The organism is Allomuricauda sp. MMSF_3307 (assembly GCF_030733585.1).
Classification (GTDB): domain Bacteria; phylum Bacteroidota; class Bacteroidia; order Flavobacteriales; family Flavobacteriaceae; genus Flagellimonas.
The window spans coordinates 119,356-144,472 of sequence record NZ_JASHIQ010000006.1; the positions used below are offsets into that span (position 1 = coordinate 119,356).

Annotated in this window: 36 protein-coding genes; 33 read left to right on the plus strand and 3 right to left on the minus strand. The window is 43.4% G+C overall.

Features of this window, described 5'->3' with window-relative positions; genetic code table 11:
• Positions 1–174: 174 nt before the first annotated feature.
• The 3 genes from RBB12_RS14635 to RBB12_RS14645 are packed head-to-tail and all read right to left on the minus strand — an operon-like array spanning position 175 to position 6,067.
• Positions 175–1,110 (minus strand): hypothetical protein, encoded by a 936-nt coding sequence (locus RBB12_RS14635; RefSeq protein WP_306014511.1) that lies wholly within the window; start codon positions 1,108–1,110, stop codon positions 175–177.
• Positions 1,111–1,128: 18 nt separating this feature from the next.
• Positions 1,129–2,772 (minus strand): SusD/RagB family nutrient-binding outer membrane lipoprotein, encoded by a 1,644-nt coding sequence (locus RBB12_RS14640; protein WP_306014510.1) that lies wholly within the window; start codon positions 2,770–2,772, stop codon positions 1,129–1,131.
• 52 nt (positions 2,773–2,824) lie between these two features.
• Positions 2,825–6,067, minus strand: a complete 3,243-nt coding sequence (locus RBB12_RS14645; protein ID WP_306014509.1) for a SusC/RagA family TonB-linked outer membrane protein — start codon at positions 6,065–6,067, stop codon at positions 2,825–2,827.
• 559 nt (positions 6,068–6,626) lie between these two features.
• On the opposite strand from RBB12_RS14645, the gene rpsL reads away from it, so the two are divergent.
• From rpsL to carA, 33 genes are all read left to right on the plus strand, one after another.
• Complete coding sequence (rpsL, locus tag RBB12_RS14650) at positions 6,627–7,001, plus strand: 30S ribosomal protein S12 (protein ID WP_014032016.1); 375 nt, start codon at positions 6,627–6,629, stop codon at positions 6,999–7,001.
• A gap of 19 nt (positions 7,002–7,020) precedes the next feature.
• The gene (rpsG, locus tag RBB12_RS14655; protein ID WP_179384482.1) at positions 7,021–7,497 is read left to right on the plus strand and encodes a 30S ribosomal protein S7; all 477 of its coding nucleotides are present in this window, start codon (positions 7,021–7,023) and stop codon (positions 7,495–7,497) included.
• Positions 7,498–7,505: 8 nt separating this feature from the next.
• Positions 7,506–9,632 carry an elongation factor G gene (gene fusA / locus RBB12_RS14660; protein WP_179384481.1) on the plus strand — a complete coding sequence of 709 codons (2,127 nt, stop codon included), beginning with the start codon at positions 7,506–7,508 and terminating at the stop codon, positions 9,630–9,632.
• A gap of 12 nt (positions 9,633–9,644) precedes the next feature.
• The gene (gene rpsJ, locus RBB12_RS14665) at positions 9,645–9,950 is read left to right on the plus strand and encodes a 30S ribosomal protein S10 (RefSeq protein WP_108246808.1); all 306 of its coding nucleotides are present in this window, start codon (positions 9,645–9,647) and stop codon (positions 9,948–9,950) included.
• Positions 9,951–10,118: 168 nt separating this feature from the next.
• Positions 10,119–10,742: a 50S ribosomal protein L3 gene (gene rplC, locus RBB12_RS14670; RefSeq protein WP_179384480.1), complete on the plus strand. Its 624-nt coding sequence runs from the start codon at positions 10,119–10,121 to the stop codon at positions 10,740–10,742.
• Complete coding sequence (gene rplD, locus RBB12_RS14675) at positions 10,742–11,371, plus strand: 50S ribosomal protein L4 (RefSeq protein WP_293282804.1); 630 nt, start codon at positions 10,742–10,744, stop codon at positions 11,369–11,371. Before rplC ends, rplD begins: the two co-directional genes overlap by 1 nt.
• 7 nt (positions 11,372–11,378) lie before the next feature.
• Positions 11,379–11,669 (plus strand): 50S ribosomal protein L23, encoded by a 291-nt coding sequence (rplW, locus tag RBB12_RS14680; RefSeq protein ID WP_179384478.1) that lies wholly within the window; start codon positions 11,379–11,381, stop codon positions 11,667–11,669.
• Between the two features lie 9 nt (positions 11,670–11,678).
• Positions 11,679–12,503: a 50S ribosomal protein L2 gene (rplB, locus tag RBB12_RS14685; protein ID WP_127140088.1), complete on the plus strand. Its 825-nt coding sequence runs from the start codon at positions 11,679–11,681 to the stop codon at positions 12,501–12,503.
• A gap of 11 nt (positions 12,504–12,514) precedes the next feature.
• Positions 12,515–12,793 carry a 30S ribosomal protein S19 gene (gene rpsS, locus RBB12_RS14690; RefSeq protein ID WP_127140087.1) on the plus strand — a complete coding sequence of 93 codons (279 nt, stop codon included), beginning with the start codon at positions 12,515–12,517 and terminating at the stop codon, positions 12,791–12,793.
• 7 nt (positions 12,794–12,800) lie between these two features.
• Positions 12,801–13,208 (plus strand): 50S ribosomal protein L22, encoded by a 408-nt coding sequence (gene rplV / locus RBB12_RS14695; protein ID WP_306014508.1) that lies wholly within the window; start codon positions 12,801–12,803, stop codon positions 13,206–13,208.
• 9 nt (positions 13,209–13,217) lie between these two features.
• Positions 13,218–13,928 (plus strand): 30S ribosomal protein S3, encoded by a 711-nt coding sequence (rpsC, locus tag RBB12_RS14700; RefSeq protein WP_127140085.1) that lies wholly within the window; start codon positions 13,218–13,220, stop codon positions 13,926–13,928.
• 20 nt (positions 13,929–13,948) lie between these two features.
• Positions 13,949–14,368 carry a 50S ribosomal protein L16 gene (rplP, locus tag RBB12_RS14705; RefSeq protein ID WP_127140084.1) on the plus strand — a complete coding sequence of 140 codons (420 nt, stop codon included), beginning with the start codon at positions 13,949–13,951 and terminating at the stop codon, positions 14,366–14,368.
• Positions 14,369–14,387: 19 nt separating this feature from the next.
• A complete protein-coding gene (gene rpmC / locus RBB12_RS14710) occupies positions 14,388–14,579 on the plus strand; it encodes a 50S ribosomal protein L29 (protein WP_014032004.1) in 192 nt (63 codons plus the stop codon).
• Between the two features lie 13 nt (positions 14,580–14,592).
• A complete protein-coding gene (gene rpsQ / locus RBB12_RS14715) occupies positions 14,593–14,850 on the plus strand; it encodes a 30S ribosomal protein S17 (RefSeq protein WP_100816200.1) in 258 nt (85 codons plus the stop codon).
• Between the two features lie 2 nt (positions 14,851–14,852).
• Positions 14,853–15,221, plus strand: coding sequence for a 50S ribosomal protein L14 (gene rplN, locus RBB12_RS14720; protein WP_127140083.1), 369 nt, complete (start codon positions 14,853–14,855; stop codon positions 15,219–15,221).
• 16 nt (positions 15,222–15,237) lie between these two features.
• Positions 15,238–15,549 (plus strand): 50S ribosomal protein L24, encoded by a 312-nt coding sequence (rplX, locus tag RBB12_RS14725; protein ID WP_218847515.1) that lies wholly within the window; start codon positions 15,238–15,240, stop codon positions 15,547–15,549.
• Positions 15,550–15,551: 2 nt separating this feature from the next.
• Positions 15,552–16,103, plus strand: a complete 552-nt coding sequence (gene rplE, locus RBB12_RS14730) for a 50S ribosomal protein L5 (RefSeq protein WP_179384477.1) — start codon at positions 15,552–15,554, stop codon at positions 16,101–16,103.
• A 1-nt stretch (position 16,104) separates the two neighbouring features.
• Entirely contained in the window at positions 16,105–16,374 is a 270-nt protein-coding gene (gene rpsN / locus RBB12_RS14735; protein WP_036379829.1) for a 30S ribosomal protein S14, read from the plus strand.
• Positions 16,375–16,392: 18 nt separating this feature from the next.
• The gene (rpsH, locus tag RBB12_RS14740; protein WP_127140080.1) at positions 16,393–16,791 is read left to right on the plus strand and encodes a 30S ribosomal protein S8; all 399 of its coding nucleotides are present in this window, start codon (positions 16,393–16,395) and stop codon (positions 16,789–16,791) included.
• A gap of 19 nt (positions 16,792–16,810) precedes the next feature.
• Positions 16,811–17,353, plus strand: a complete 543-nt coding sequence (gene rplF / locus RBB12_RS14745; RefSeq protein ID WP_127140079.1) for a 50S ribosomal protein L6 — start codon at positions 16,811–16,813, stop codon at positions 17,351–17,353.
• Positions 17,354–17,364: 11 nt separating this feature from the next.
• On the plus strand, positions 17,365–17,718 hold the full coding sequence (gene rplR / locus RBB12_RS14750) for a 50S ribosomal protein L18 (protein ID WP_179384475.1): 354 nt from the start codon (positions 17,365–17,367) through the stop codon (positions 17,716–17,718).
• A 6-nt stretch (positions 17,719–17,724) separates the two neighbouring features.
• On the plus strand, positions 17,725–18,249 hold the full coding sequence (gene rpsE, locus RBB12_RS14755; protein WP_127140077.1) for a 30S ribosomal protein S5: 525 nt from the start codon (positions 17,725–17,727) through the stop codon (positions 18,247–18,249).
• Positions 18,250–18,261: 12 nt separating this feature from the next.
• Complete coding sequence (gene rpmD / locus RBB12_RS14760; RefSeq protein ID WP_179384474.1) at positions 18,262–18,441, plus strand: 50S ribosomal protein L30; 180 nt, start codon at positions 18,262–18,264, stop codon at positions 18,439–18,441.
• Positions 18,442–18,454: 13 nt separating this feature from the next.
• Positions 18,455–18,907: a 50S ribosomal protein L15 gene (gene rplO / locus RBB12_RS14765; protein ID WP_127140075.1), complete on the plus strand. Its 453-nt coding sequence runs from the start codon at positions 18,455–18,457 to the stop codon at positions 18,905–18,907.
• An 11-nt stretch (positions 18,908–18,918) separates the two neighbouring features.
• Positions 18,919–20,262, plus strand: coding sequence for a preprotein translocase subunit SecY (gene secY, locus RBB12_RS14770; RefSeq protein ID WP_179384473.1), 1,344 nt, complete (start codon positions 18,919–18,921; stop codon positions 20,260–20,262).
• A gap of 3 nt (positions 20,263–20,265) precedes the next feature.
• Positions 20,266–20,481, plus strand: coding sequence for a translation initiation factor IF-1 (gene infA, locus RBB12_RS14775; RefSeq protein WP_014031991.1), 216 nt, complete (start codon positions 20,266–20,268; stop codon positions 20,479–20,481).
• 4 nt (positions 20,482–20,485) lie between these two features.
• On the plus strand, positions 20,486–20,602 hold the full coding sequence (ykgO, locus tag RBB12_RS14780; protein WP_010519235.1) for a type B 50S ribosomal protein L36: 117 nt from the start codon (positions 20,486–20,488) through the stop codon (positions 20,600–20,602).
• A gap of 2 nt (positions 20,603–20,604) precedes the next feature.
• On the plus strand, positions 20,605–20,979 hold the full coding sequence (gene rpsM, locus RBB12_RS14785) for a 30S ribosomal protein S13 (protein ID WP_127140073.1): 375 nt from the start codon (positions 20,605–20,607) through the stop codon (positions 20,977–20,979).
• 101 nt (positions 20,980–21,080) lie between these two features.
• Positions 21,081–21,473, plus strand: coding sequence for a 30S ribosomal protein S11 (gene rpsK / locus RBB12_RS14790; protein WP_179384471.1), 393 nt, complete (start codon positions 21,081–21,083; stop codon positions 21,471–21,473).
• 108 nt (positions 21,474–21,581) lie between these two features.
• Positions 21,582–22,187, plus strand: a complete 606-nt coding sequence (gene rpsD / locus RBB12_RS14795; protein ID WP_179384470.1) for a 30S ribosomal protein S4 — start codon at positions 21,582–21,584, stop codon at positions 22,185–22,187.
• 21 nt (positions 22,188–22,208) lie between these two features.
• Positions 22,209–23,201 carry a DNA-directed RNA polymerase subunit alpha gene (locus RBB12_RS14800; protein WP_179384469.1) on the plus strand — a complete coding sequence of 331 codons (993 nt, stop codon included), beginning with the start codon at positions 22,209–22,211 and terminating at the stop codon, positions 23,199–23,201.
• Between the two features lie 59 nt (positions 23,202–23,260).
• Positions 23,261–23,764, plus strand: a complete 504-nt coding sequence (gene rplQ / locus RBB12_RS14805; RefSeq protein ID WP_306014507.1) for a 50S ribosomal protein L17 — start codon at positions 23,261–23,263, stop codon at positions 23,762–23,764.
• A 97-nt stretch (positions 23,765–23,861) separates the two neighbouring features.
• Positions 23,862–24,974 carry a glutamine-hydrolyzing carbamoyl-phosphate synthase small subunit gene (carA, locus tag RBB12_RS14810; protein WP_306014506.1) on the plus strand — a complete coding sequence of 371 codons (1,113 nt, stop codon included), beginning with the start codon at positions 23,862–23,864 and terminating at the stop codon, positions 24,972–24,974.
• The last annotated feature ends 143 nt before the right edge of the window (positions 24,975–25,117 follow it).

The following is a 25,117-nucleotide window of genomic DNA, read 5'->3' on the forward strand; positions in this document are numbered from 1 at the left end:
CTAATTTTTGATAGGTATGGACAAATTATTTCTACAACTTCAGATTAGGGTAATTTTGGTTGGCCTTATTTTGAGTATTGGCTACATGCCTTATGGTTATTTAGGACAAGATTATTAAAGTAAAAAGGCCACCTAAACTAGGTGGCCTTTTTTATTTCAAGATATTTTCTTGGATTAATCTTTGCAGAAGTCGATAGTGACCAAACCTGCATCGGTTCCAGCTGGAACATCGGCTACGATATTTCCATTAGGAGTGATAATTTGGAAAGATATTTCTCCCCAGAAATCCCCTTGGAAATCAAATTCAGCAGGTTCTGTCAATCCTGCAGGAACATCAAAGGTTGCAGTGCCTGCGCTTGCACCATCGGTACAGCTATAACCTGGGTCTTCGTACGGAGTACAAAGTCCGATTTCGTAAACGGTACCATCGCTCAAGGTAACAATTAGACCAGGGCCACCACCATCAGCAGTGGTTGGCTGCCAACCATCACCAAAAGCATCTTGCATCTCAACAGTCCAAGTACCTGCAGTAGGAGCCTTAGGAGGACAAACTACTGTGGCAGTGTACAAGAAAGGTGAGCTAAAGAAGGAACCGGTCAAGGTACCTGTGTTGTCTGCGAAAGAATACCTACTTCCGTCTGTCAATACCAATTCAAATCGAATAGTAAATTGATCGGAACCATTTACATCCGCATTGGTAATAGGAAGCGCAGCAAGCATTTCTGGCAACGTAATCTGGTAGCTAAAACGAGGTAGTCCAAAAGGTCCAGTTTCAAAGGATGATGGCTCTACTGTGGATACCAATACTTCCTCGGTGTCCAAATCAGTTTCTCCTTCTTCTACCGTGTTGTCACGAAAACCTAGGTAGACTTCTACAGAACTTACCAATTCACCATTTTCCTGATCCTGTATCTCAACTTCAACGGCAAAATTTGATTCGTCGTTACCGATCGGAATCTCGTTCGAGATGAGATTTACTGTTCTCAGTACAGCACCTCTTTCTGTTCCTGCGACCACTTGGTCAACAGGAGTGTTGCTGTCCTCACAGGATGTGGCCAACAGCCCAACTCCTGCGAACATTATAGTTATATATTTAAACCAATTTTTCATATTGTCTGTTTTAAATGTTTAGTTAGCAGGTGGAAAAGTTGGACTTGCCGGATTGGTGTCCCAGAAAACCTGCTGTGTCAGCGTTTGTTTCTGTGTCAGCGAAGGGTTGGTCACCACCTCGTTCTGAGGATAAAGGAAGCTTCTTGGGAAAGCTCCCGGATCCAATTCCCAGTTGGGCAGAACGGTAGTGGGGTAGCCTGTTTTCCTATAATAGTTGTAGGCCTCCGTAGCTCCACCGTACAAAGTAACAAAGTATTGCTCTGCAAAGATATTTTCTTTGTCATCGCCAGTTGCTGCATTGAAATCGGCAACAATACCATCGATATAGGCATCCACTTCAGCCTCTGTTGGTGCAACGGAAAGGTCCGCATTGGCATCCAAAGATCCAAAGGACTGTACCTTGGCAATGGATTTTTCCAGACCACTTCTTAAGAACTGGGCCCTAGTGGCATCGTTCGCTGCCATATCAGCTCTCCAAAAATCAACGTAAGAGGAAAGGATGATGGGCTCTATACCGGCACCGGCACCTCCTCTTCCAAGACCAACAGTACCAAAGCTACTGTCATCAAATCTACCCGCTGCTGGATAAACCCCAACGGCAGTCCTAAAGAAGTTGTCCGGAGGAGTACCCTCATCGTTACCATGAGATCTTCCCCAGTACCCATTGGGAACACTACAGTAAGTGAATCCACCATCTTGGTAGTGCTGAGGCGGAACTGCCAAAGAACAGGCCAAGGTTTCTTCGTTCGGATCCGCATCAGCCCCTGGAGTCGCGTCTGTTTGTCGGTAGAAATAATAACGGATCCGTGGGTCGTCATTGTTCAACATGAGCTCCATCAACCAGTTGGACTGATAGATGTTCGCACCGGATGGCGTGTAATCCGCAGCATAGTCAGGGTGACGTGTGTCCGGTTGCAATTCACTGCTCCCATATTGGAACTCAAAATCGTCATCTGCGGAGGAGATGAAATTGCCACCTGCGATTACCGAGTTGAAATTGGCCGTGTCGCCAGTGGTCACATAAGCTTTTAATCTTAGGGTATTTACCAATTTCAACCACTTGGAAGTATCACCTCCGTAAAAGAAATCGGTCGCACCCAAGGTCAATGGACCTCCTGACAAGAGACCTTGTGCCTCGTTCAATAGTGAAAGCGCTTCTGCATACACAGTAGCACCATCATCCAAGGTCGGTGCAGGGAATTCATCCGGATTTGAAGCTTGGCTAAGTGCCGCTTCGCCCAAATAATCCACTAACAACATCAACATGTGCGCCTGAAGCGTTTTTGATACTCCTAAATGAAAAGAGTAATCGGTATCACTTTCCGCATCGATAGCCTCTAGGGTATTGATGTTGGTAAACATGCCCACTTGTACACCGGTACCAGGATCATTAGTCCCACTACTGTAGGTTCTGGACCACACCGCGTTAAAGGTGTCCCCGGGATAGTTGTTGAAATAATCCCTACCGAACATGTAGTCGATACGGGTCAGTTCCGCTCCCAAATCGCTCATTACATCCATATTGGAGGCATAGGCCAACTGTATGGAGTTCAACAAGAGGTTGGGGTCTGCCTGATCGGCAGCCAGATCGTTTGGACTTACTCTTAAGTCCAGATCGGTCGTCTCGCAGGCGGTGAATGTAAGGCCCGCGAACAAAACCATTGAAATATGTTTTAAATAATTTTTCATAATGCTATATCATTAACAATTTTTATTAGAACGATGCCCTTACACTGAATCCGTACCTACGTTGTGATGGTCCGTTCATGAAGTCAAAACCACGACCGTTTCCAATACCGATACCGGCAACGTTGGGATCAAAGTTCGCTCCGTCAGGAGTGTTGTAGGCATCATACCATAAATTGAATCCCTGTGCTGTTAGTGTCAACGCGCCAAAAGGTGTTTTGTCCAAGAACTTCTTAGGGAAGGAGTAGGACAATGACACTTCCTGCAAACGGATTACGGATGCATCATAGATCTTCAATTCAGCAGGACCGAACAACAAGTTGTTGAAATAGTAAGTCGAGTTGTTGATCTGTAGGTTGTTCACCTCTCCTGTCGATTGGTTAACACCTGGCAATATGTAGGTGTTCTCCCTGTTCTGGGTCTCCGTGATCAGACCACGGCCCAATAGGGTAGCGATGGTGCTCGACATGATGTCCCCACCTTTCACATGCTGGATCTGGAAACCGAGGCTCCAGTTCTTATAGGAAAGATTGTTGAAGAAGTTCATGGTGTAATCGGGAATCGCATCCCCAATGATCGGCACATTGCCATCGTTGTCCTGCTCTGTGATCACGTAGTTACCACCGTTGTTGACCAAGAAGTTTCCATTCTCGTCACGCGCTACTGCAGTACCCACAATGGTACCCAAGGACTCTCCCTCAATGGCAGCGTTGGCACCTACGAACAGTGCGGTACTACCAGCGTAGAAGATGATATCCTCTTCCTGCTCCTCAACGATTTCCTCGTTGGCGAAGAAGTTTACTCTTGTATTCCAGTTGAAACCATCCTGACCACCTCTAAAGATATCTATGCCCAAATCGGCCTCGATACCTTTGTTACTGATCTGTCCAATGTTGGACTGGGTCAAGGTAAATCCTGTGGATGGTGGAAGCGGTTGGCTAACGATCAAATCATCCGTCCTTCTGTCGTAGTAAGTGAAATCAAAAGAAACTCTGTTCTGCCAGAAACGTGATTCGATACCGACCTCGAACTCTTTCAAGAGCTCAGGCTTAAGGTCAGGGTTCGCTCTAAAGTTATCCACTTGGTTATTGGTAATCTCACCACCTTCACCGTAAACTTGGGTATTCTGCTCTACCACGCTCACTGTTGGGTAGCCTGTTGGGAAGTTCGCGGAAGTCGCGTAACCTGCTCTCAACTTCAAGTAGTTCAGACCGTTTTCGGACTGTAGTCCACTAAATGCAGCAGTTGGCAAGAAGGATACACTCACACCTGGATAGGTCAAGCTTCTGTTTTCGGTTGCCAAGTTGGATACCCAGTCAGTCCTAGTGTTCAAGTTCAAGAACAGCATGTTATCGTAATCAAATGAAACCTGGCCCAAAAGTCCCACAATGTTTCTCTTTTGTGAGAACTGGATAGGCAATTGATTTTCGTAGTTGAAGTGTCTCTTGATTCCATATACGATTTGTCCCGTACTGGCAACACCTTGCTGATCGAAGAAATCTGAACGAGCGTTGGCACCAGCGATAAAGGTCATACCAATCTTTTCGGAAAGATCGTAGTTACCGTTAAGAGCAACATAGTGATCCCAAATCGTATTGTTGTTGTCGTACGTGTTCAAGAATCCGAAGATTGCTTGGGTAAATTCAACCCCACCTCGGTTGGAGGAGTTTACGTTCCTCTCGTTATAGTAGTCAAGACCGGTTCTCCAGGTCAATCCTAGATTTTCATTGATCTCGTAGTTCAACGAAGCATTGAAGTTGAACCTGTTGGTCAAGTTGTTATAAGTAACGTTTTTGGCGGTCCATCTTGGGTTGATGATATCGTTACCGTTACGATAGTAGATACTGGAACCATCTTCGGGCTGCTCAAAGGGCAATCCCATAAGATCCACACTCAAAGGTGTGAACAATACGTTACCGAAAACGGAAAGTCCCAAGGAACCGTTACCCCTACTCGCAGCGATCGGTGGAGTTTTTACGTCACTTCTTGCATAGTTGGCGGTAGCCTGAACACTAAACTTATTGGAAAGCTTGGACTGTCCACCAACGGAGAAGTTGAAACGGTTCAGGGAGTTACCCGGGGTAAACCCTTCTTCGTCCAAATAACCGATGTTGGCATTGAAAGTAGTGTTCCCGTCTTCTGAGGCTCCTGCAATGTTCACGGAGGTATTCAAAGTTCTACCCGGAGCCATAAACTCTTCCACAGAGTTGTAAGGTCTCCAATCATACCTTTGATTGGCAAATTGCTGCGCCAAGGCACTAGTCCCTGTATTGGGTCCGCCTGGGTTCAAGAAAGCGGACGAAGCATAAGGGTGCAATAACGTACCCTGGTCATCGATGGCCGCTTGATTGCCCCAACCGGAAACGCCATCACGCTCGAAACTAGGTCCCCAGTTACTGAAGAACCATCCGAAGGATTGGTCAAAACCGTTACCAAATTTTTGTTGGTAATCAGGTAAGGACGCAAATTCATTGGTAAACACGGATTGGCTTACGGTAATTTCGGTCTTCTTTGGACCTACTTGACCGGCACCTGCCTTGGTGGTAATCAAGATCACGCCGTTTCGTCCCAACGTACCATACAATGTGGTCGCTGCAAGACCTTTCAACACTTCCACATTGGCAATGTTGTTAGGGTCGAGATCCAAGAAACGCGAAGGAGCGGGGTTACCGTCCAAAAAGTTTCCAGGAGAGTTGGTGTCGTTACTAAAAGGTACACCGTCAACAATGAAGAGCGCTTGGTTACTTCCACTAAAGGAACTAAAACCCCTAATGGTAACGTTGGTACCAGAACCGGATGTACCACCTCCAGAGGTAATCTGTACACCTGCGGCCTTACCGTTAAGAACCCTGGCAACATCACCCTCGGAGCGGTTCTCTATCTGGTCGGCACCTACGGAGGTCACCGAATAACCCAGTGCCTTTTTCTCCCGTTTGATACCTTGGGCAGTAACAACCACCTCTTCTAGGGCTTGGGTGTCTTCCACCATTTGGACATTGATTACGTTCCCGGAACCTACAGGTCTCGAGGCAGGTCTCTGCCCGATATAGGTAAAGAGTAACGTCTGTCCTTCCCTTGCGCTGATGGCATAGTTACCATCAAAATCAGTTTGGGTACCAGTGCTGGTCCCTTCAACGACAATGTTGACCCCAGGAAGCGGCAGCCCATCGGCGTCCGTAACCGTACCTGTAATCGTCTTGTCTTGTGCATAGGATATATGCACAACAAACGCCAATAATAGCGTTAACAATCCATTAAGTTTTGTTCTCATTGTTAAATTATTTGAATTAGCTAGTTGCTAAAATCATAATTTCATGTTAATAATCCAAACTAATTTTATAAAATCTTTAAGAAGCCACCCTTAAATGAAATAACCGCAAAAACTGTAATATTCATTAACAACTATATAATTTAAAGGGGGTAGAATTGTTTTAAATGAAATTTGAACGTATAAGCCGGTCATTTACCAGGGGTGTTGATTTTTCTTACATCAATTTGGACAGTTTTGGATTATAATGCGTGTTTAAGGGCTTAGCTGTTAGAGCAATGTTAAGGTGTTTTATTTGTTCGATGAAACCCTGTTGAGATTATACCTTAATATATAGACTTGAAAATTTGAGCTTAGATGAGGAATTGGTCGTAAGGACAACCGATGTGCGTGGCAGTTTTTTGCTTTTGATTGTCCGGTCCAATTGACCTTGGTTCGGTAGCTTGCCAACTTTTTTTGCGGGATGTTGAAATTTAATGGCTACGGATTTGAATTATTGGGAAATATCACTACATTTGCAGCCCTCAAAATGAGGGTTATTTAGTTTTTTAAAAGAAATTTAATGCCAACAATTTCACAATTAGTACGAAAAGGAAGGGCCACAATTACCAAGAAGAGTAAATCGGCTGCTTTGGATTCGTGTCCTCAACGAAGAGGGGTTTGTACGCGTGTTTACACAACTACGCCAAAGAAACCGAACTCTGCAATGCGTAAAGTTGCAAGGGTAAGGTTGACCAATGGTAAAGAGGTGAACGCATACATCCCTGGTGAAGGTCACAACCTCCAAGAGCACTCGATAGTATTGGTTAGAGGCGGAAGAGTAAAGGATTTGCCTGGTGTGCGATATCATATCGTTCGCGGTGCATTGGATACCGCAGGTGTTGCGGGAAGAACGCAACGACGATCTAAGTATGGTGCAAAGCGTCCTAAAAATTAATCATTTTTAAGAAGAAGCGATGAGAAAAAAGCAGGCAAAAAAGAGACCTTTATTACCAGACCCAAAATTTAACGATCAACTTGTGACACGTTTTGTGAACATGATGATGTGGGATGGTAAAAAATCTATTGCATTCAAGATTTTCTACGATGCAATTGATATCGTAGACGAAAAAAATACTGACGAAGAAAAAACCGGATTGGAGCTTTGGAAAGATGCACTTTCCAATGTAATGCCACACGTAGAGGTGCGAAGTAGAAGAGTGGGTGGTGCTACCTTCCAAATCCCGATGCAAATTCGTCCGGATAGAAAAATTTCTACTGCCATGAAGTGGTTGATCAGTTACTCCAGAAAACGTAACGAAAAATCCATGGCACAGAAATTGGCAGCTGAAATTTTGGCGGCCGCCAAAGAAGAAGGTGCTGCTGTGAAGAAAAGAGTGGATACACACAAAATGGCCGAGGCCAATAAAGCATTCTCACACTTTAGATTCTAAACAATACAATGGGAAGAGATTTAAAATATACAAGGAATATAGGTATTGCAGCTCACATTGATGCTGGAAAGACAACTACTACAGAACGTATTCTTTTCTATACAGGTGTGAGTCATAAGATTGGGGAGGTGCACGATGGTGCAGCGACCATGGACTGGATGGAGCAAGAGCAAGAGCGTGGTATTACCATTACCTCTGCGGCTACCACCTGTACTTGGAAGTTCCCCATGGAGAATGCGCAGACATTGCCAGATACAAAAGATTACCACTTTAATATTATCGATACTCCCGGACACGTGGATTTCACGGTTGAGGTAAACCGTTCCCTTCGTGTGTTGGATGGATTGGTGTTCTTGTTCAGTGCTGTTGATGGTGTTGAGCCACAATCCGAGACCAACTGGAGATTGGCCGATAATTATAAAGTACCACGCATCGGTTTCGTGAACAAAATGGACCGTCAAGGAGCCAACTTCTTGGCTGTTTGTAAGCAGGTTCGTGAAATGTTGGGTTCCAATGCGGTGCCAATCGTATTGCCAATTGGTGACGAAGCAGATTTTAAAGGTATTGTGGATTTGGCCAAGAACAGAGCTGTTGTTTGGCACGAAGATAACTTCGGTTCTACATTTGATGTTGTGGATATTCCAGCAGAAATGCAGGACGAGGTTAGGGAGCATAGAGCTGCCTTGATCGAAGCTGTTGCGGAATATGACGAGCAATTGATGGAAAAATTCTTCGAGGACGAAGATTCCATCACTGAAGAAGAAGTACATGCCGCACTACGTGCTGCTGTAATGGATAGGGCCATCATTCCTATGGTTTGTGGTTCTTCCTTCAAAAATAAAGGAGTTCAGTTCTTGTTGGACGCTGTATGTAGATACCTTCCTTCTCCGTTGGATAAGGATGATATCATCGGTGTGAACCCTGATACTGAAAAAGAAGAAAGAAGAAAACCAGATCCTAAAGAACCATTTGCCGCTTTGGCATTTAAGATTGCTACGGATCCTTTCGTAGGGCGTTTGGCATTCTTTAGAGCTTACTCAGGTCGTTTGGACGCTGGTTCCTACATTTTGAACAACCGTTCCGGTAACAAAGAGCGTATTTCACGTATCTATCAAATGCACTCCAATAAGCAAAATGCCATCGATTTTATCGAAGCTGGAGATATTGGTGCTGCTGTTGGATTTAAAGATATCAAGACTGGAGATACCCTATCGGACGAAAAGCATCCAATTGTTTTGGAAAGTATGCAATTCCCCGATCCAGTAATCGGTATTGCGGTTGAGCCAAAAACAAAGGCTGATGTTGATAAGTTAGGTATGGCTTTGGCTAAATTGGCCGAAGAAGATCCAACTTTCCAAGTAAAAACAGATGAAGCTTCCGGACAGACAATCATTTCCGGTATGGGTGAGTTGCACTTGGATATTATCTGTGATCGTTTGAAGCGTGAGTTCAAGGTAGAAGTAAACCAAGGTCAACCTCAGGTAGAGTACAAAGAAGCTATTACGGCTTCTGCTGACCACAGGGAAACTTACAAGAAGCAAACGGGTGGTAGAGGTAAATTTGCGGACATCGTATTCACCTTGGAGCCTGCCGAAGAAGGTAAGACTGGTCTTGAGTTTGTGAACGAAATCAAAGGTGGTAACATTCCTAAGGAATTTGTCCCATCTGTAGAAAAAGGATTCAAGGAGGCTATGAAAAATGGTCCTTTGGCCGGCTTCGAAATGGATGCCATGAAAGTTACCCTTAAAGATGGTTCCTTCCACGCGGTGGATTCCGACCAACTTTCGTTTGAGCTTGCAGCCAAGCTTGGTTACAAAGCAGCTGCCAAGAAAGCAAAAGCGGTAATTTTGGAGCCTATCATGAAGTTGGAAGTGCTTACCCCTGAAGAAAACATGGGTGACATTGTTGGTGACTTGAACCGAAGAAGAGGTCAGGTAAACAGTATGTCCGACAGGGCAGGGGCTAAAGTTGTTAAAGCTGAAGTACCACTTTCTGAAATGTTTGGATACGTAACCTCCTTGAGGACATTGTCTTCAGGTAGAGCTACATCAACCATGGAGTTTTCGCACTATGCAGAAACACCTACCAACATTGCAGAGGAAGTAATCAAATCAGCTAAAGGAGTAACCGCTTAATTTTTCAGCAAGATGAGTCAAAAAATTAGAATAAAATTGAAATCTTACGATCACAATTTGGTGGACAAATCTGCTGAAAAGATCGTAAAAACAGTAAAGACTACGGGTGCTGTGGTAACTGGACCGATTCCGTTGCCAACCCGAAAGAAGATATTTACGGTTTTGCGTTCACCCCACGTGAACAAAAAGGCTAGGGAGCAGTTCCAATTGAGCTCTTACAAGAGGTTGTTGGACATTTACAGCTCTTCATCAAAAACCATCGACGCCCTTATGAAGCTTGAGCTTCCCAGTGGTGTGGAGGTTGAGATAAAAGTCTGATAATACCTTTTCCACTATAGGTGGGAATCACATGTCCCGAACGACGGTTCGGGAAAAACGGAGAAAGAAAAGAATCTGGGTCAGAGCAGAATTGTTTTCTTGACCCAATTTTTTTGCCAAGAAATTGGCTAGAGTTATAAAAAGTAAATAATTGTTAATTAATTAAATATGTCTGGGTTAATAGGTAAGAAAATCGGTATGACCAGCATTTTCGACGAGAATGGAAAGAACGTTCCATGTACCGTTTTGGAAGCTGGGCCATGCGTGGTTACCCAAGTCAGAACCGAAGAGGTAGACGGGTACAAAGCCCTTCAACTAGGTTTCGATGACAAGGCAGAAAAACGTGCTAACAAGGCCGAAACAGGTCACTACAAAAAAGCAGGTACTTCTCCTAAAAAGAAAGTCGTTGAGTTCCAAGGGTTTGAAGGTGAATACAAATTAGGGGATACCGTAGGTGTTGATCTGTTTGTAGAAGGAGAGTTTGTTGATGTAGTTGGTACATCAAAAGGAAAAGGATTCCAAGGTGTTGTAAAACGTCATGGTTTCGGTGGAGTTGGACAAGCAACCCACGGTCAGCACAACAGATTGAGGGCCCCAGGTTCCATCGGTGCGGCTTCTTATCCATCCAAAGTTGTTAAAGGTCTTCGTATGGCCGGAAGAATGGGTGGTGAAAGAGTGACAGTTCAAAACTTGAAAGTATTGAAAGTGGTTCCTGAGAAAAATCTTTTGGTAGTAAAAGGATGTGTTCCAGGTCACAAGAATGCTTACGTAACAATTCAAAGGTGGCAATAATGAAGGTAGCAGTTTTAGATATCACAGGAAAAGAAACAGGTAGGAAAGTAGAGCTTTCTGACGATGTTTTTGCGATAGAGCCTAATGAGCACGCTATCTATTTGGATGTAAAGCAATACTTGGCCCACCAAAGGCAAGGAACGCACAAGGCCAAAGAAAGAGCGGAGATCGCTGGTAGTACCAGAAAGATCAAAAAACAAAAAGGTACAGGTACCGCAAGGGCCGGTAGTATCAAATCCCCTGTATTTAGAGGAGGAGGTAGAATTTTTGGTCCAAGACCAAAGGACTACACCCAAAAGTTGAACAAGAACATGAAGCGATTGGCCAGAAAATCGGCCTTGAGCTTGAAGTCCAAAGAGCAATCTTTGGTGGTTGTGGAAGACTTCAATTTTGAAGCGCCAAAAACCAAGGACTTCGTTAAATTCTTGTCTTCCTTGGGAATAGAAAATAAAAAGTCTCTTATTGTGTTGGGCGGTACAAATAATAACGTATATTTGTCGTCGCGCAATTTGGACCGCTCCGAAGTCGTAACTGGTTCAGAATTAAACACTTACAAAATTGTTAATGCAACAAGTTTGGTGTTGACCGAAAGCGCTTTGGAAGGAATTGAATCGAACCTAAAGAAATAGAACAATCATGAGTGTGTTGATAAAACCGATAATTACGGAAAAAATGACCGCTGACAGCGAGCTTTTCAATCGCTATGGTTTCTATGTAAACCCTAGTGCCAACAAGCTTGAGATCAAAGAAGCGGTAGAGGCTACTTATGGTGTTTCTGTGGAAAAGGTAAGAACCATGAACTATGGGCCAAACCGTAAGAGTCGTTATACAAAAACCGGTATTCAGCATGGCAAAACGAATGCATTGAAAAAAGCGATCGTTGATGTAGCTGAAGGTGATATTATTGATTTTTACAGTAATCTATAAAGACGAGAAATGTCAGTTAGAAAATTAAAACCGATAACCCCTGGTCAGCGTTTTAGAGTAGTAAACGGATTTGACGCGATTACTACTGATAAGCCGGAGAAAAGCTTGCTTGCTCCGATAAAAAAGACGGGTGGTAGGAACAGTCAAGGAAAAATGACCATGCGCCATAAAGGTGGTGGTCACAAAAGAAGATATCGAATCATCGATTTCAAAAGGGACAAGCAAGGTGTAGAGGCCACTGTGGTTTCTATTCAGTATGATCCCAACAGAACTGCATTTATCGCCTTGGTAGAGTACAAGGATGGTGAAAAAAGATATGTGGTTGCCCAAAACGGATTGCAGGTAGGCCAGACCATTCAGTCTGGGACTGGATCTGCTCCTGAAATTGGAAATGCGCTTCCGTTGAGCGAAATTCCTTTGGGTACCATTGTGTCCTGTATCGAATTGAGACCGGGTCAAGGAGCTATCATGGCTCGTAGTGCCGGTACTTTTGCCCAGTTGATGGCGAAAGACGGAAAGTTTGTGACCATGAAATTGCCTTCTGGTGAATCCAGAATGGTGTTGGCTACATGCTTGGCGACCATTGGTGCGGTATCCAACTCAGACCATCAATTGCTTGTTAGCGGTAAAGCCGGTAGAAGCAGATGGTTGGGTAGAAGACCAAGAACCAGACCAGTAGCAATGAACCCTGTTGATCACCCTATGGGAGGTGGTGAAGGTAGAGCTTCCGGAGGTCACCCAAGATCTAGAAACGGTATTCCTGCAAAAGGATTCAGAACCCGTTCTAGAACTAAGGACACCAATAAGTATATCGTAGAACGTAGAAAGAAATAAAAGAAAAGTAAATGGCACGTTCGTTAAAAAAAGGACCATACGTTCATTATAGCTTGGAGAAAAAAGTCCAGGCCAATATAGAATCAGGTAAGAAATCAGTTATCAAAACGTGGTCTAGAGCCTCTATGATAACGCCAGACTTTGTTGGGCAGACCATCGCGGTGCATAACGGTAGACAATTTGTCCCTGTTTTTGTTACTGAAAACATGGTAGGTCACAAACTTGGGGAATTTTCACCTACAAGATCTTTTAGGGGTCATGCAGGAGCTAAAAACAAAGGTAAAAAGTAAGTAAGCTATGGGAGTTCGTAAAAGAGAAATGGCCGAAAGGTTAAAAGAAGAGAAAAAGAAACTTGCTATTGCAAAGCTTAACAATTGCCCAACCTCTCCAAGAAAGATGCGTTTGGTCGCTGACTTGGTAAGAGGAAAGCAGGTTGAGTTGGCTTTGGCTACCCTAAGATTTAACCCAAAGGAAGCTTCTAGAAAATTGGAAAAACTTTTGCTTTCTGCAATTGCCAATTGGGAAGCCAAAAATGAGGGTGCTGATATCGAAGCTGCCGATCTTTACATCAAGGAAATCCGTGTTGATGGAGGAACTATGTTGAAAAGATTAAGACCAGCTCCACAAGGTAGGGCACATAGAATCAGAAAGCGTTCCAATCATGTTACTATGATTTTGGAGGCCAATAACAACGTTCAAAGCTAGAAGAATAATATGGGACAGAAGACCAATCCAATAGGAAATCGCTTAGGAATTATCAGAGGATGGGAATCCAACTGGTATGGAGGAAATGATTATGGCGATAAACTGGCTGAAGACGATAAGATCAGAAAGTACCTTTATGCACGTTTGGCCAAAGCCAGTGTATCTAGGGTGATTATAGAAAGAACCTTGAAATTGATTACCATTACCATTACCACCGCAAGGCCAGGTATCATTATTGGTAAGGGAGGACAAGAGGTTGATAAACTTAAGGAGGAGCTTAAGAAAATCACCAACAAAGAGGTCCAAATCAATATTCACGAAATCAAGAGACCTGAGCTTGATGCCAATTTGGTTGCTGCGAGTGTAGCAAGACAGATTGAGAGCAGGATTTCGTACAGAAGAGCCATTAAAATGGCCATTGCAGCAGCAATGCGTATGAATGCCGAAGGTATCAAGATTCAGATTTCCGGACGTTTGAACGGTGCTGAAATGGCACGTTCCGAATCTTACAAAGAAGGAAGGATCCCATTGTCCACTTTCCGTGCCGATGTAGATTATGCATTGCACGAGGCTCACACTACCTACGGAAGATTGGGTGTTAAGGTGTGGATCATGAAAGGAGAGGTTTATGGAAAAAGAGAACTTTCCCCATTGGTAGGATTGAGCAAGAGTCAAGGAAAAGGCGGCAAGGAGAACAAGAAACCTCGTCGTAGAAAGTAATTAAGATAAAGTAAGGTAAGATGTTACAGCCAAAAAGAACAAAATTTCGTAAGGCCCAGAAAGGGCGTATGAAGGGGATTTCCCAAAGAGGCCACCAACTTTCCAATGGAATGTTCGGTATCAAGTCCTTGGACTCTCACTTCATTACTTCCCGTCAAATCGAGGCTGCACGTATCGCTGCGACAAGATACATGAAGAGACAAGGTCAGTTGTGGATCAAAATATTCCCGGACAAGCCCATCACTAAAAAGCCTCTAGAGGTACGTATGGGTAAGGGTAAAGGAGCTCCGGAATATTGGGTAGCCGTTGTAAAACCTGGTCGTATCATGTTCGAAATTGCCGGTGTGCCCATGGACGTTGCACAAGAAGCCTTGAGGCTTGCAGCGCAAAAGTTGCCGGTAAAGACCAAGTTTGTCGTAGCAAGGGATTATTCCGCCTAATTTTTAATTGAGAAGAAAGATGAGACAATCAGAAATAAAAGAACTTTCAATTGAAGAGCTAAAGGAGCGATTGGCAGAGTTCAAAAAACAACATGCCGATCTTAAAATGGCGCACGCTGTTACACCTTTGGAAAATCCTTTACAGATCAGAAAGACTAGAAGGACGGTAGCAAGACTTGCAACTGAATTAACTAAAAGGGAATTACAATAATCGGTTCTGCCTTATGGAAAACAGAAATTTAAGAAAAGAAAGAATAGGCGTTGTTACCAGCAACAAAATGGAGAAATCGATAGTGGTTTCTGAGGTAAAACGAATGAAGCACCCTATGTACGGGAAGTTCGTTTTGAAGACCAAAAAATATGTTGCGCACGACGAAAAGAACGATTGCAACGAAGGTGATACCGTCAAAATAATGGAAACACGACCATTGAGCAAAACAAAATGCTGGAGGTTGGTAGAAATCCTAGAAAGAGCTAAATAATTATGGTACAGCAAGAATCAAGATTAAGGGTTGCGGACAATACCGGTGCAAAAGAAGTTTTGACCATCCGCGTACTAGGAGGAACTAAAAGAAGATACGCTTCCGTTGGTGACAAAATTGTTGTTACCGTAAAAGAGGCTACTCCAAACGGTACTGTAAAAAAAGGTTCTGTTTCTACAGCGGTTGTTGTTAGGACCAAGAAAGAAGTAAGAAGACCTGACGGTTCTTACATCCGTTTCGACGACAACGCATGCGTGTTGTTGAACCCAACCGGGGAGATGAGAGGAACCCGTGTGTTTGGCCCTGTTGCGAGAGAGTTGAGGGACAGACAATTCATGAAGATTGTTTCATTGGCGCCTGAAGTGCTATAACAGAAATATCAGAAAGATGAAGTTGAAAATAAAAACAGGGGATACGGTAAGAGTCATTGCGGGAGACCACAAAGGCAGCGAAGGTAAAGTACTTCGTGTAGACCGTGAAAAGAACAAAGCTATCGTGGAGGGCGTCAACGAGGTGTCCAAACACGAAAAGCCAAGTGCGAACAATCCTCAAGGAGGCATAACTAAAAAGGAAGCTCCGATGCACATTTCCAATCTTTCCTTGATCGACCCAAAATCTGGTGAGGCAACTCGCGTAGGGTACGAAGTAAGGGACGGAAAGAAAGTGCGTGTTTCCAAAAAATCCAATGAAGTAATTTAGTCATGAGTTACATTCCAAGATTAAAGCAAGAATATAAAGAGCGTGTAATCAAGGCGCTGACCGAAGAATTTGGTTACAAGAACGTAATGCAGGTTCCTAAGTTGCAAAAGATTGTGGTGAGCCGAGGTGTCGGTGCTGCTGTGTCCGATAAAAAACTTATCGACCATGCAGTGGACGAGTTGACCAACATTACAGGTCAGAAAGCGGTAGCTACCCTTTCCAAAAAAGACGTCGCCACGTTCAAATTGAGAAAAGGAATGCCAATTGGTGCAAAAGTGACCCTTAGGGGAGAGCGTATGTACGAGTTTTTGGATAGATTGATCACAACTGCCCTGCCAAGGGTACGTGATTTCTCCGGAGTGAAAGCCACTGGTTTTGATGGTAGAGGTAACTACAATTTGGGTGTTACCGAACAAATCATCTTCCCTGAGATCAATATCGACAGAATCAACAGGATCAACGGAATGGACATTACGTTCGTTACCACAGCTGAGACTGATAAAGAAGCAAAATCATTGTTAACCGAACTGGGAATACCCTTTAAAAAGAACTAGTATGGCCAAGGAATCAATGAAAGCCCGCGAAAGAAAAAGGGCTAAAATGGTAGAAAAATACGCCGAGAAAAGAAAGGCGCTAAAGGAAGCGGGAGATTATGAGGCTTTGCAAAAGTTGCCAAAGAATGCTTCTCCTGTGCGCATGAGGAACCGTTGTAAATTGACCGGTAGACCTCGTGGATACATGAGAACTTTTGGTATTTCCAGGGTAATGTTCAGGGAAATGGCCAACAAAGGCTTGATTCCCGGTGTTAAGAAGGCAAGTTGGTAATTTAGATAAAGAAAAGAAATGCTTACAGATCCAATTTCAGATTATTTGACCAGATTGAGAAATGCCAATAAGGCAGGTCATAGGGTTGTAAATATCCCAGGTTCCAATCTTAAGAGACAGATTACCAAAATATTGTTCGATCAAGGCTATATTTTGAGCTACAAGTTCGAGGAAAATGAAGTACAGGGCAATATCAAAATCGCCTTGAAGTACGATAAATTTACCAAGGAGCCTATCATTAAAAAATTGCAGCGGGTAAGTAAGCCCGGTCTGCGAAAGTATTCAAGCTCTAACGATTTGCCTAGAGTGTTGAACGGATTGGGCATCGCCATCGTTTCCACTTCCCACGGAGTTATGACGAGCAAGCAGGCCCAGCAAGAGAACGTAGGTGGCGAGGTATTGTGCTACGTATATTAATTGAGAAAAGAGAAGAAAAATGTCTAGAATAGGTAACAGTCCAGTTAAAATTCCTGAGGGAGTCACTGTAGAAGTGAAGGATTCCTTGGTTACTGTAAAAGGTAAATTGGGAGAGCTTACACAAGAGTTTTCAGGAATTGACGTAAAAGTCGAGGACGGAAGTGTTGTTTTGGAAAGACCTTCCGATGATAACAATCACAAAGCAAAGCATGGGTTATACCGCGCTCTTATCAATAATATGGTAGAAGGTGTGACCAATGGTTGGACCAAGGAATTGGAATTGGTTGGAGTTGGTTACAGAGCCAGCAACCAAGGACAGAAATTGGATTTGGCTCTAGGATTTTCTCATAACATCGTTTTGGACATCGCTCCAGAAGTGAAAATTGAGACCATCTCCGAAAAAGGGAAAAACCCTATCGTAAAACTAACGTCTCACGACAAACAATTGGTGGGCCAAGTGGCTGCCAAGATCAGATCCTTCCGTAAGCCAGAGCCTTACAAAGGAAAAGGTGTGAAGTTTGTTGGTGAGCAATTAAGAAGAAAAGCAGGTAAATCAGCTTAATAATTAAGACTATGGGATTATCTAAGACTGAAAGGAAATTACGCATCCGAAGAAGAATACGCAAAGTATCCTTCGGAACTGAAGCAAGACCAAGGTTGTCTGTTTTCAGAAGCAATAAAGAAATATACGCCCAGTTGATTGACGACAATAAAGGTGTAACTTTGGCGGCGGCTTCGTCCAGGGACAAAGACGTCGATTCCAAAGGAACCAAGTCCGAAATCGCAACAAACGTGGGCAAGGCCATAGCCGAAAAGGCCCTTAAGCTTGGTGTTGACGCCGTTGCTTTTGATAGGGGAGGAAACCTATATCACGGAAGAGTAAAATCATTGGCTGAAGGAGCTAGGGAAGCCGGACTAAAATTTTAAGAAACTATGTACCAGAATTACAAGAACGTAGAGATAGTTAAGCCAGGTGGACTGGAGTTGAAAGACCGTTTGGTTGGAGTGCAAAGGGTTACCAAGGTAACAAAAGGAGGTAGAGCCTTTGGTTTTTCAGCAATAGTTGTGGTAGGTGACGAGAACGGAGTAGTTGGACATGGTTTGGGTAAATCCAAAGAAGTTGCTACGGCTATCGCCAAAGCCATCGAGGATGCCAAAAAGAACTTGGTTCGCATTCCATTGAACAAGGCTACATTACCTCACGAGCAAAAAGGAAAGTTTGGTGGTGCAAGGGTATACATTAAGCCTGCATCCCATGGTACCGGGGTTATCGCCGGTGGTGCTGTTAGGGCCGTATTGGAAGCCGTGGGTGTTCAGGATGTATTGTCCAAGTCCCAAGGTTCTTCCAACCCGCACAATGTGGTAAAAGCTACTTTTGACGCCTTGTTGCAATTGAGAAGTGCCGATACTGTGGCAAAACAAAGAGGAGTTTCTTTGGAAAAAGTCTTTAAAGGATAAATAGAGGATATTATGTCAAAGATAAAAGTAAAACAAGTAAAGAGCGGTATCAAAAAACCACAGGACCAAAAAAGGACTTTGGAAGCTCTTGGATTGAAAAAAATCGGACAGGTAGTTGAGCACGAAGCGACTCCCAGTATCCTTGGAATGGTAAATAAGGTAAAACACTTGGTTTCCACAGAGGAAGCTTAAAATATAAAGGCACATGGATTTGAATAATCTTAAACCAGCGGATGGCGCTGTGCACAAAGAAGGAAAACGTGTAGGACGAGGAGAAGGTTCCGGTAAAGGAGGAACTGCTACCCGTGGGCACAAAGGAGCCAAGTCTAGATCTGGATATTCCAAAAAGATTGGTTTCGAAGGTGGTCAGATGCCATTGCAAAGACGTGTACCCAAGTTCGGTTTCAACAACAGGAACAGAAAAGAGTACACAGGAGTCAATTTGGGAAAACTACAGGAATTAGTGGACAAAGGAGCCGTGAAAAACGAGGTTACCTTGCAAACACTAATGGACAACGGTTTGGCCCACAAAAACGATTTGGTAAAGATATTGGGCGATGGCGAATTGAAGGCCTCCCTAAAAGTATCCGTACATAAATTTACCGCTTCCGCCAAAGCTGCCATCGAGTCAGCAGGAGGTGAGGCGATAAGTTTATAAGACATTGCAGCATGAAGAAATTTATTGAGACCATATCAAATATCTGGAAGATTGATGAACTGAGACAACGTATCATCGTAACCTTGGGGCTGTTGTTGGTATACCGATTCGGTGCCCAAGTAGTCCTTCCCGGTATTGATACCGCCCAGTTGGCGGAATTATCCTCGAACACTGAAAATGGTATCTTGGGTATTCTGAATGCTTTTACAGGGGGAGCCTTTGCAAATGCTTCGGTATTCGCTTTGGGTATTATGCCCTATATCTCCGCCTCCATTGTGGTGCAGTTGATGGGAATAGCGATTCCTTATCTTCAAAAACTTCAAAAGGAAGGAGAGAGTGGAAGAAAAACCATCAATCAGATTACCCGTTGGTTGACCATCGGTATCTGTATTGTTCAAGCTCCCGCTTATTTGTACGGTCTTGGTGCCCTAGGTGTGCCTGACAGTGCATTTGTTTTGGGCAAAGGTTTGGATTTTATCGTTCCAGCAGTTATCATATTGGTAACAGGATGTGTGTTTGCCATGTGGTTGGGTGAAAAAATCACCGATAAGGGAATCGGTAACGGTATCTCCCTTTTGATTATGGTGGGTATCATCGCAACATTGCCACAGGCATTTGCTCAGGAATTTGTTTCTAGAACGACCAATAATACAGGTGGAATCATGTTCATGTTGATCGAGGTCATCATTTGGTTCTTGGTCATCTTGGCCAGTGTGTATTTGACAATGGCTGTGAGACAGATTCCAGTGCAGTACGCTAGAAGAACAGCCTCTGGCGGATACGAAAAGAACGTAATGGGAGCACGACAGTACATTCCGCTAAAACTGAATGCATCTGGAGTAATGCCCATTATCTTTGCACAAGCGATTATGTTTGCGCCAAGTTTAATTGGTAGAACATTTAATGATACCGCTGCAGGACAGTGGATGGAAGTACAGTTTGCCGATATCTTCGGACTGGCGTACAATATCCTTTTTGCGGTATTGATCATCATATTCACCTACTTCTACACAGCGATCACTGTGCCTACCAATAAAATGGCCGATGATTTGAAAAGAAGTGGAGGATTTATTCCAGGTATCCGCCCAGGAAAGGAAACAGGCAACTACTTGGACAAAATCATGTCGCTCATCACCTTGCCCGGTTCCATCTTTTTGGCGCTGTTGGCCGTATTGCCGGCCGTTGTGGTAAAACTGATGGACGTACAGGCCGGATGGGCATTGTTTTATGGAGGTACATCACTGTTGATTATGGTCGGTGTAGCTATAGATACAGTACAGCAAGTTAATTCGTATTTGTTGAACAGGCATTATGACGGATTGATGAAAACCGGAAAGAACAGAAAAGTAGCATAATTTATGGCAAAGCAGCCAGCAATAGAACAAGACGGGACTATTATTGAAGCATTGTCCAATGCAATGTTCAGGGTAGAATTGGAAAACGGACACGTGGTAACAGCACACATCTCCGGAAAAATGAGAATGCACTATATCAAGTTGCTTCCAGGAGACAAAGTGAAGTTGGAAATGAGTCCATACGATTTAACAAAAGCAAGAATTACGTATAGATACTAGTTACATGAAAGTAAGAGCATCAATAAAGAAGAGAAGTGCCGACTGCAAGATTGTTCGCAGAAAGGGCAGATTGTATGTAATCAACAAAAAGAATCCTAGATTTAAACAAAGACAAGGGTAATTATGGCAAGAATTGCAGGGGTAGATATACCTAAACAAAAGCGTGGCGTTATTGCGCTGACCTACATCTTCGGAATAGGAAAAAGCAGGGCGCAAGAAATTTTGGCAGCAGCCCAAGTAAGCGAAGATACCAAGGTTTCTGACTGGACCGATGATGAAATCGGAAAGATCAGGGAAGCCGTTGGAGCTTACACAATTGAAGGGGAGCTTCGCTCAGAAACCTCAATGAACATCAAGCGATTGATGGATATCGGTTGTTACCGTGGAATTCGCCACAGATCTGGATTGCCGTTAAGAGGTCAACGTACCAAGAATAACTCTAGGACCAGAAAAGGAAAAAGAAAAACAGTTGCCAACAAGAAAAAAGCAACTAAATAATAAGAACATAGTCATTAGTATTTAGACGTTAGAAGAATCTGTTTGAAATGTAAAAGTCTAGGATTCCAATAACTAAGAGCTAACACTAGAAACTAAAAAATATGGCAAAAGCAAGTAAAACTACAACCAAGAAGCGCAAAGTAGTAGTAGATGCTACCGGAGAGGCGCATGTAGTTGCATCTTTCAACAACATCATTATCTCCCTTACCAATAAGAAGGGTGATGTAATTTCATGGTCTTCCGCTGGAAAAATGGGATTCCGAGGCTCTAAAAAGAACACTCCCTACGCTGCCCAGGTAGCCGCAGAGGATTGTGCCAAAGTTGCTCACGAAGCTGGATTGAGAAAAGTAAAGGTGTACGTTAAAGGACCAGGTAACGGTAGGGAATCCGCAATCCGTTCCATCCACAACTCAGGAATCGAGGTAACAGAGATCATCGATGTGACCCCACTTCCGCACAACGGTTGTAGACCACCTAAACGAAGAAGAGTTTAATTATCACAAATAGTTTTAATGGCCCCAAAAGGGTCTTCACCCGAAGGTGCAGTTAGATTATCGAAGGATAAGCCTTAATTCATAATCGCACTTTCAAATTAACAGAAGATGGCAAGATACACAGGACCAAAAACAAAAATCGCTAGAAAATTTGGAGAAGCGATTTTCGGAGACGACAAGTCATTCGAAAAGAAAAATTACCCTCCAGGACAACACGGTAACAACAGACGCCGTGGTAAAAAATCGGAATACGCTATCCAGTTGATGGAGAAGCAAAAAGCAAAATACACCTATGGTATTTTGGAAAAGCAGTTCCGTAACCTTTTTGCAGAAGCAAAGAGAAAAGAAGGTGTAACCGGTGAGGTTCTGCTTCAATTGTGCGAATCCCGTTTGGACAACGTGGTATTTAGAATGGGAATCTCCCCATCCCGAAGAGGAGCGCGCCAATTGGTATCGCACCGTCACATTACCGTAAACGGAGAGGTAGTGAACATTCCTTCCTACTCCCTTAGGGCCGGCGATGTTGTTGGCGTTAGGGAAAAATCAAAATCCGTACAAGCCATTGTAGATTCTTTAGCTAACAACAGCAGTGTTTACGAATGGATTACATGGAACTCTGAAAAGAAAGAAGGTACTTTTGTTGCCGTTCCAGAAAGACTTCAGATCCCTGAGAATATCAAGGAGCAGCTGATCGTCGAATTATACTCTAAATAAGAATTCAACATTAATCCAATTATGGCATTACTTAATTTTCAGAAGCCCGATAAAGTTATAATGATCGATTCAACAGATTTCGAAGGGAAATTTGAATTTCGCCCTTTGGAGCCTGGTTATGGATTAACAGTTGGGAATGCGCTGAGAAGGGTTTTGCTTTCCTCCTTGGAAGGTTTTGCCATCACTTCTGTGCGCATAGATGGAGTTGAACATGAATTTTCAGTGATATCTGGCGTTGTAGAAGACGTAACAGAAATCATTTTGAACCTTAAACAAGTAAGGTTCAAAAGACAAATTGATGATGTTGAAAGCGAGACTGTATCAATTTCCGTTAGCGGAAAAGAACAAATGACCGCTGGTGATTTCCAGAAGTTCATTTCGGGATACCAAGTGTTGAACCCAGATTTAGTAATCTGCAACATGGACCCCAAGGTGAACATCAACATGGAAATTGTTATCGAAAAAGGTCGTGGCTATGTTCCAGCGGAAGAAAACAAGAAATCCAATGCACCTTTGGGCAGCATTGCAGTAGATTCTGTTTACACTCCCGTTAAGAACGTAAAGTACAGCATCGAAAACTACAGGGTGGAGCAAAAGACCGACTACGAAAAATTGGTCTTCGAAATCATCACCGATGGTTCCATTCATCCAAAGGATGCCTTGACAGAGGCCGCCAAAGTTTTGATTCACCACTTTATGTTGTTCTCCGATGAGCGTATCACCCTTGAGGCTGATGAAATCGCTCAAACAGAGACCTACGATGAGGAATCCTTGCACATGCGTCAGTTGTTGAAGACCAAATTGGTGGATATGGACTTGTCCGTAAGGGCACTGAACTGTTTGAAAGCCGCCGAAGTGGATACTTTGGGAGATTTGGTTTCCTTCAACAAAAACGATTTGATGAAGTTCAGGAACTTCGGTAAAAAATCATTGACCGAATTGGAAGAATTGGTCATCAACAAAGGCCTACAATTTGGTATGGACCTTTCCAAATATAAATTAGATAAAGATTAATAATCATATTTTGCTCTCCTGCACAACAGGATTTGGTAGCAAGATGATAACTTAGAAAGATGAGACACGGAAAGAAGTTTAATCATTTAGGAAGAACAGCTGCCCATAGAAAGGCAATGTTGGCCAATATGGGATGTTCCCTAATTGAGCATAAAAGAATCAACACCACGGTTGCAAAAGCCAAGGCGTTAAAACAGTTCATCGAGCCCTTGATCACCAAGGCAAAGACCGAGAACAACCAGACTACCGAGAAAGGTACGCACAATAGAAGGGTTGTTTTTAGTAACTTGCGAAGCAAAGAGGCCGTAACTGAATTGTTCAGCACTGTAGCCGAAAAAGTTGGTGACAGACCGGGAGGTTACACAAGAATCATTAAATTGGGTAACCGTTTGGGAGATAACGCTGATATGGCGATGATCGAGTTGGTAGATTTCAATGAGCTTTACAACGCAGGTAAGCCCAAGAAAAAATCCACCAGAAGAAGCAGAAGAGGCGGAGGAGCCAAAAAATCGGAAACTCCGGCACCAGCGGCTGAAACCAAAACTGACGATTCTGAAGAATAAGAAGAATGTTATTAACTATTGTATTTTAGGAAAAAGGATAAGTGAGAACTTATCCTTTTTTTATGTTTTTTTGCCATAACAGAAACTAGAGCACGACATGAAATATCACACAAAGAAAAAAGCGTTGATTTTGTTGGCGGATGGAACCATTTTTTATGGGAAAGCCGTAGGAGGAAGAGAAGGAACCGCAGTCGGGGAGGTATGTTTCAATACCGGAATGACAGGTTACCAAGAGATTTTTACTGACTCATCCTATTATGGACAGTTGATGGTGACCACCAATGCGCATATCGGTAATTATGGTGCCCATTTGGATGAAGTGGAATCCGATTCCGTTAAGATTGCCGGCCTTATCTGTAAAAATTTCAGCTATGAATACTCAAGGCCCAGTGCCGATATGAGCCTGCTCGAATTTTTGGACAAAAACAATCTATTGGCCATCTCCGATGTGGATACCCGTGCTTTGGTGAGCTACATCAGGGACAATGGAGCCATGAACGCCTTGGTCTCCACCAGAGTGGATGAGATCGATGCCTTGAAAGAGGAGTTGAAGCAGGTGCCCAGTATGGAAGGTTTGGAGCTCTCATCCAAAGTATCCACCAAAGAGCCCTATTTCTATGGTGATGAAAATGCAGATATCAAGATATCCGCCTTGGATATCGGAATCAAAAAGAATATCCTGAGAAATCTGGCCAAACGCGGAGCATATATTAAAGTGTTCCCATACAATACTTCCTATAGTGAAATGAAGGAGTTTGACCCAGACGGTTACTTTATATCCAACGGACCCGGTGACCCGGAACCGTTAACCGATGCAGTGGCTGCGACCAAGGAAATGATAGCATCGGACAAACCGTTGTTCGGAATTTGTTTGGGACACCAAGTTTTGGCTTTGGCCAATGGAGTTTCCACCTACAAAATGCACAACGGGCATAGGGGAATCAATCACCCCATCCTCAATTTGATTACAGGAAAAGGAGAGATCACCTCCCAAAACCACGGATTTGCCGTAAATAGGGAAGAGACTGAGGCACATGCCGAATTGGAAATCACCCACACCCATTTGAACGATCAAACCGTGGCGGGAATCAAAATGAAGAACAAGGATGTGTTTTCAGTGCAATATCACCCAGAAGCAAGTCCGGGTCCACACGATGCAGACTATTTGTTCGACCAGTTCTTTGATTTGATCAAGGCTAGGAAAAACTAAGAGTTTGTTCAGTAATTTGTGATTGGAATTGTTACAGGCCATTTTTTGATGCAGTTTGAGGCACAATTTTTAAGCATAGCCGTGGTTACGGTTCAAAAATGTAACGAAAAAATGCGCAAAAAAGGTCGTAAGAAAACAATTGA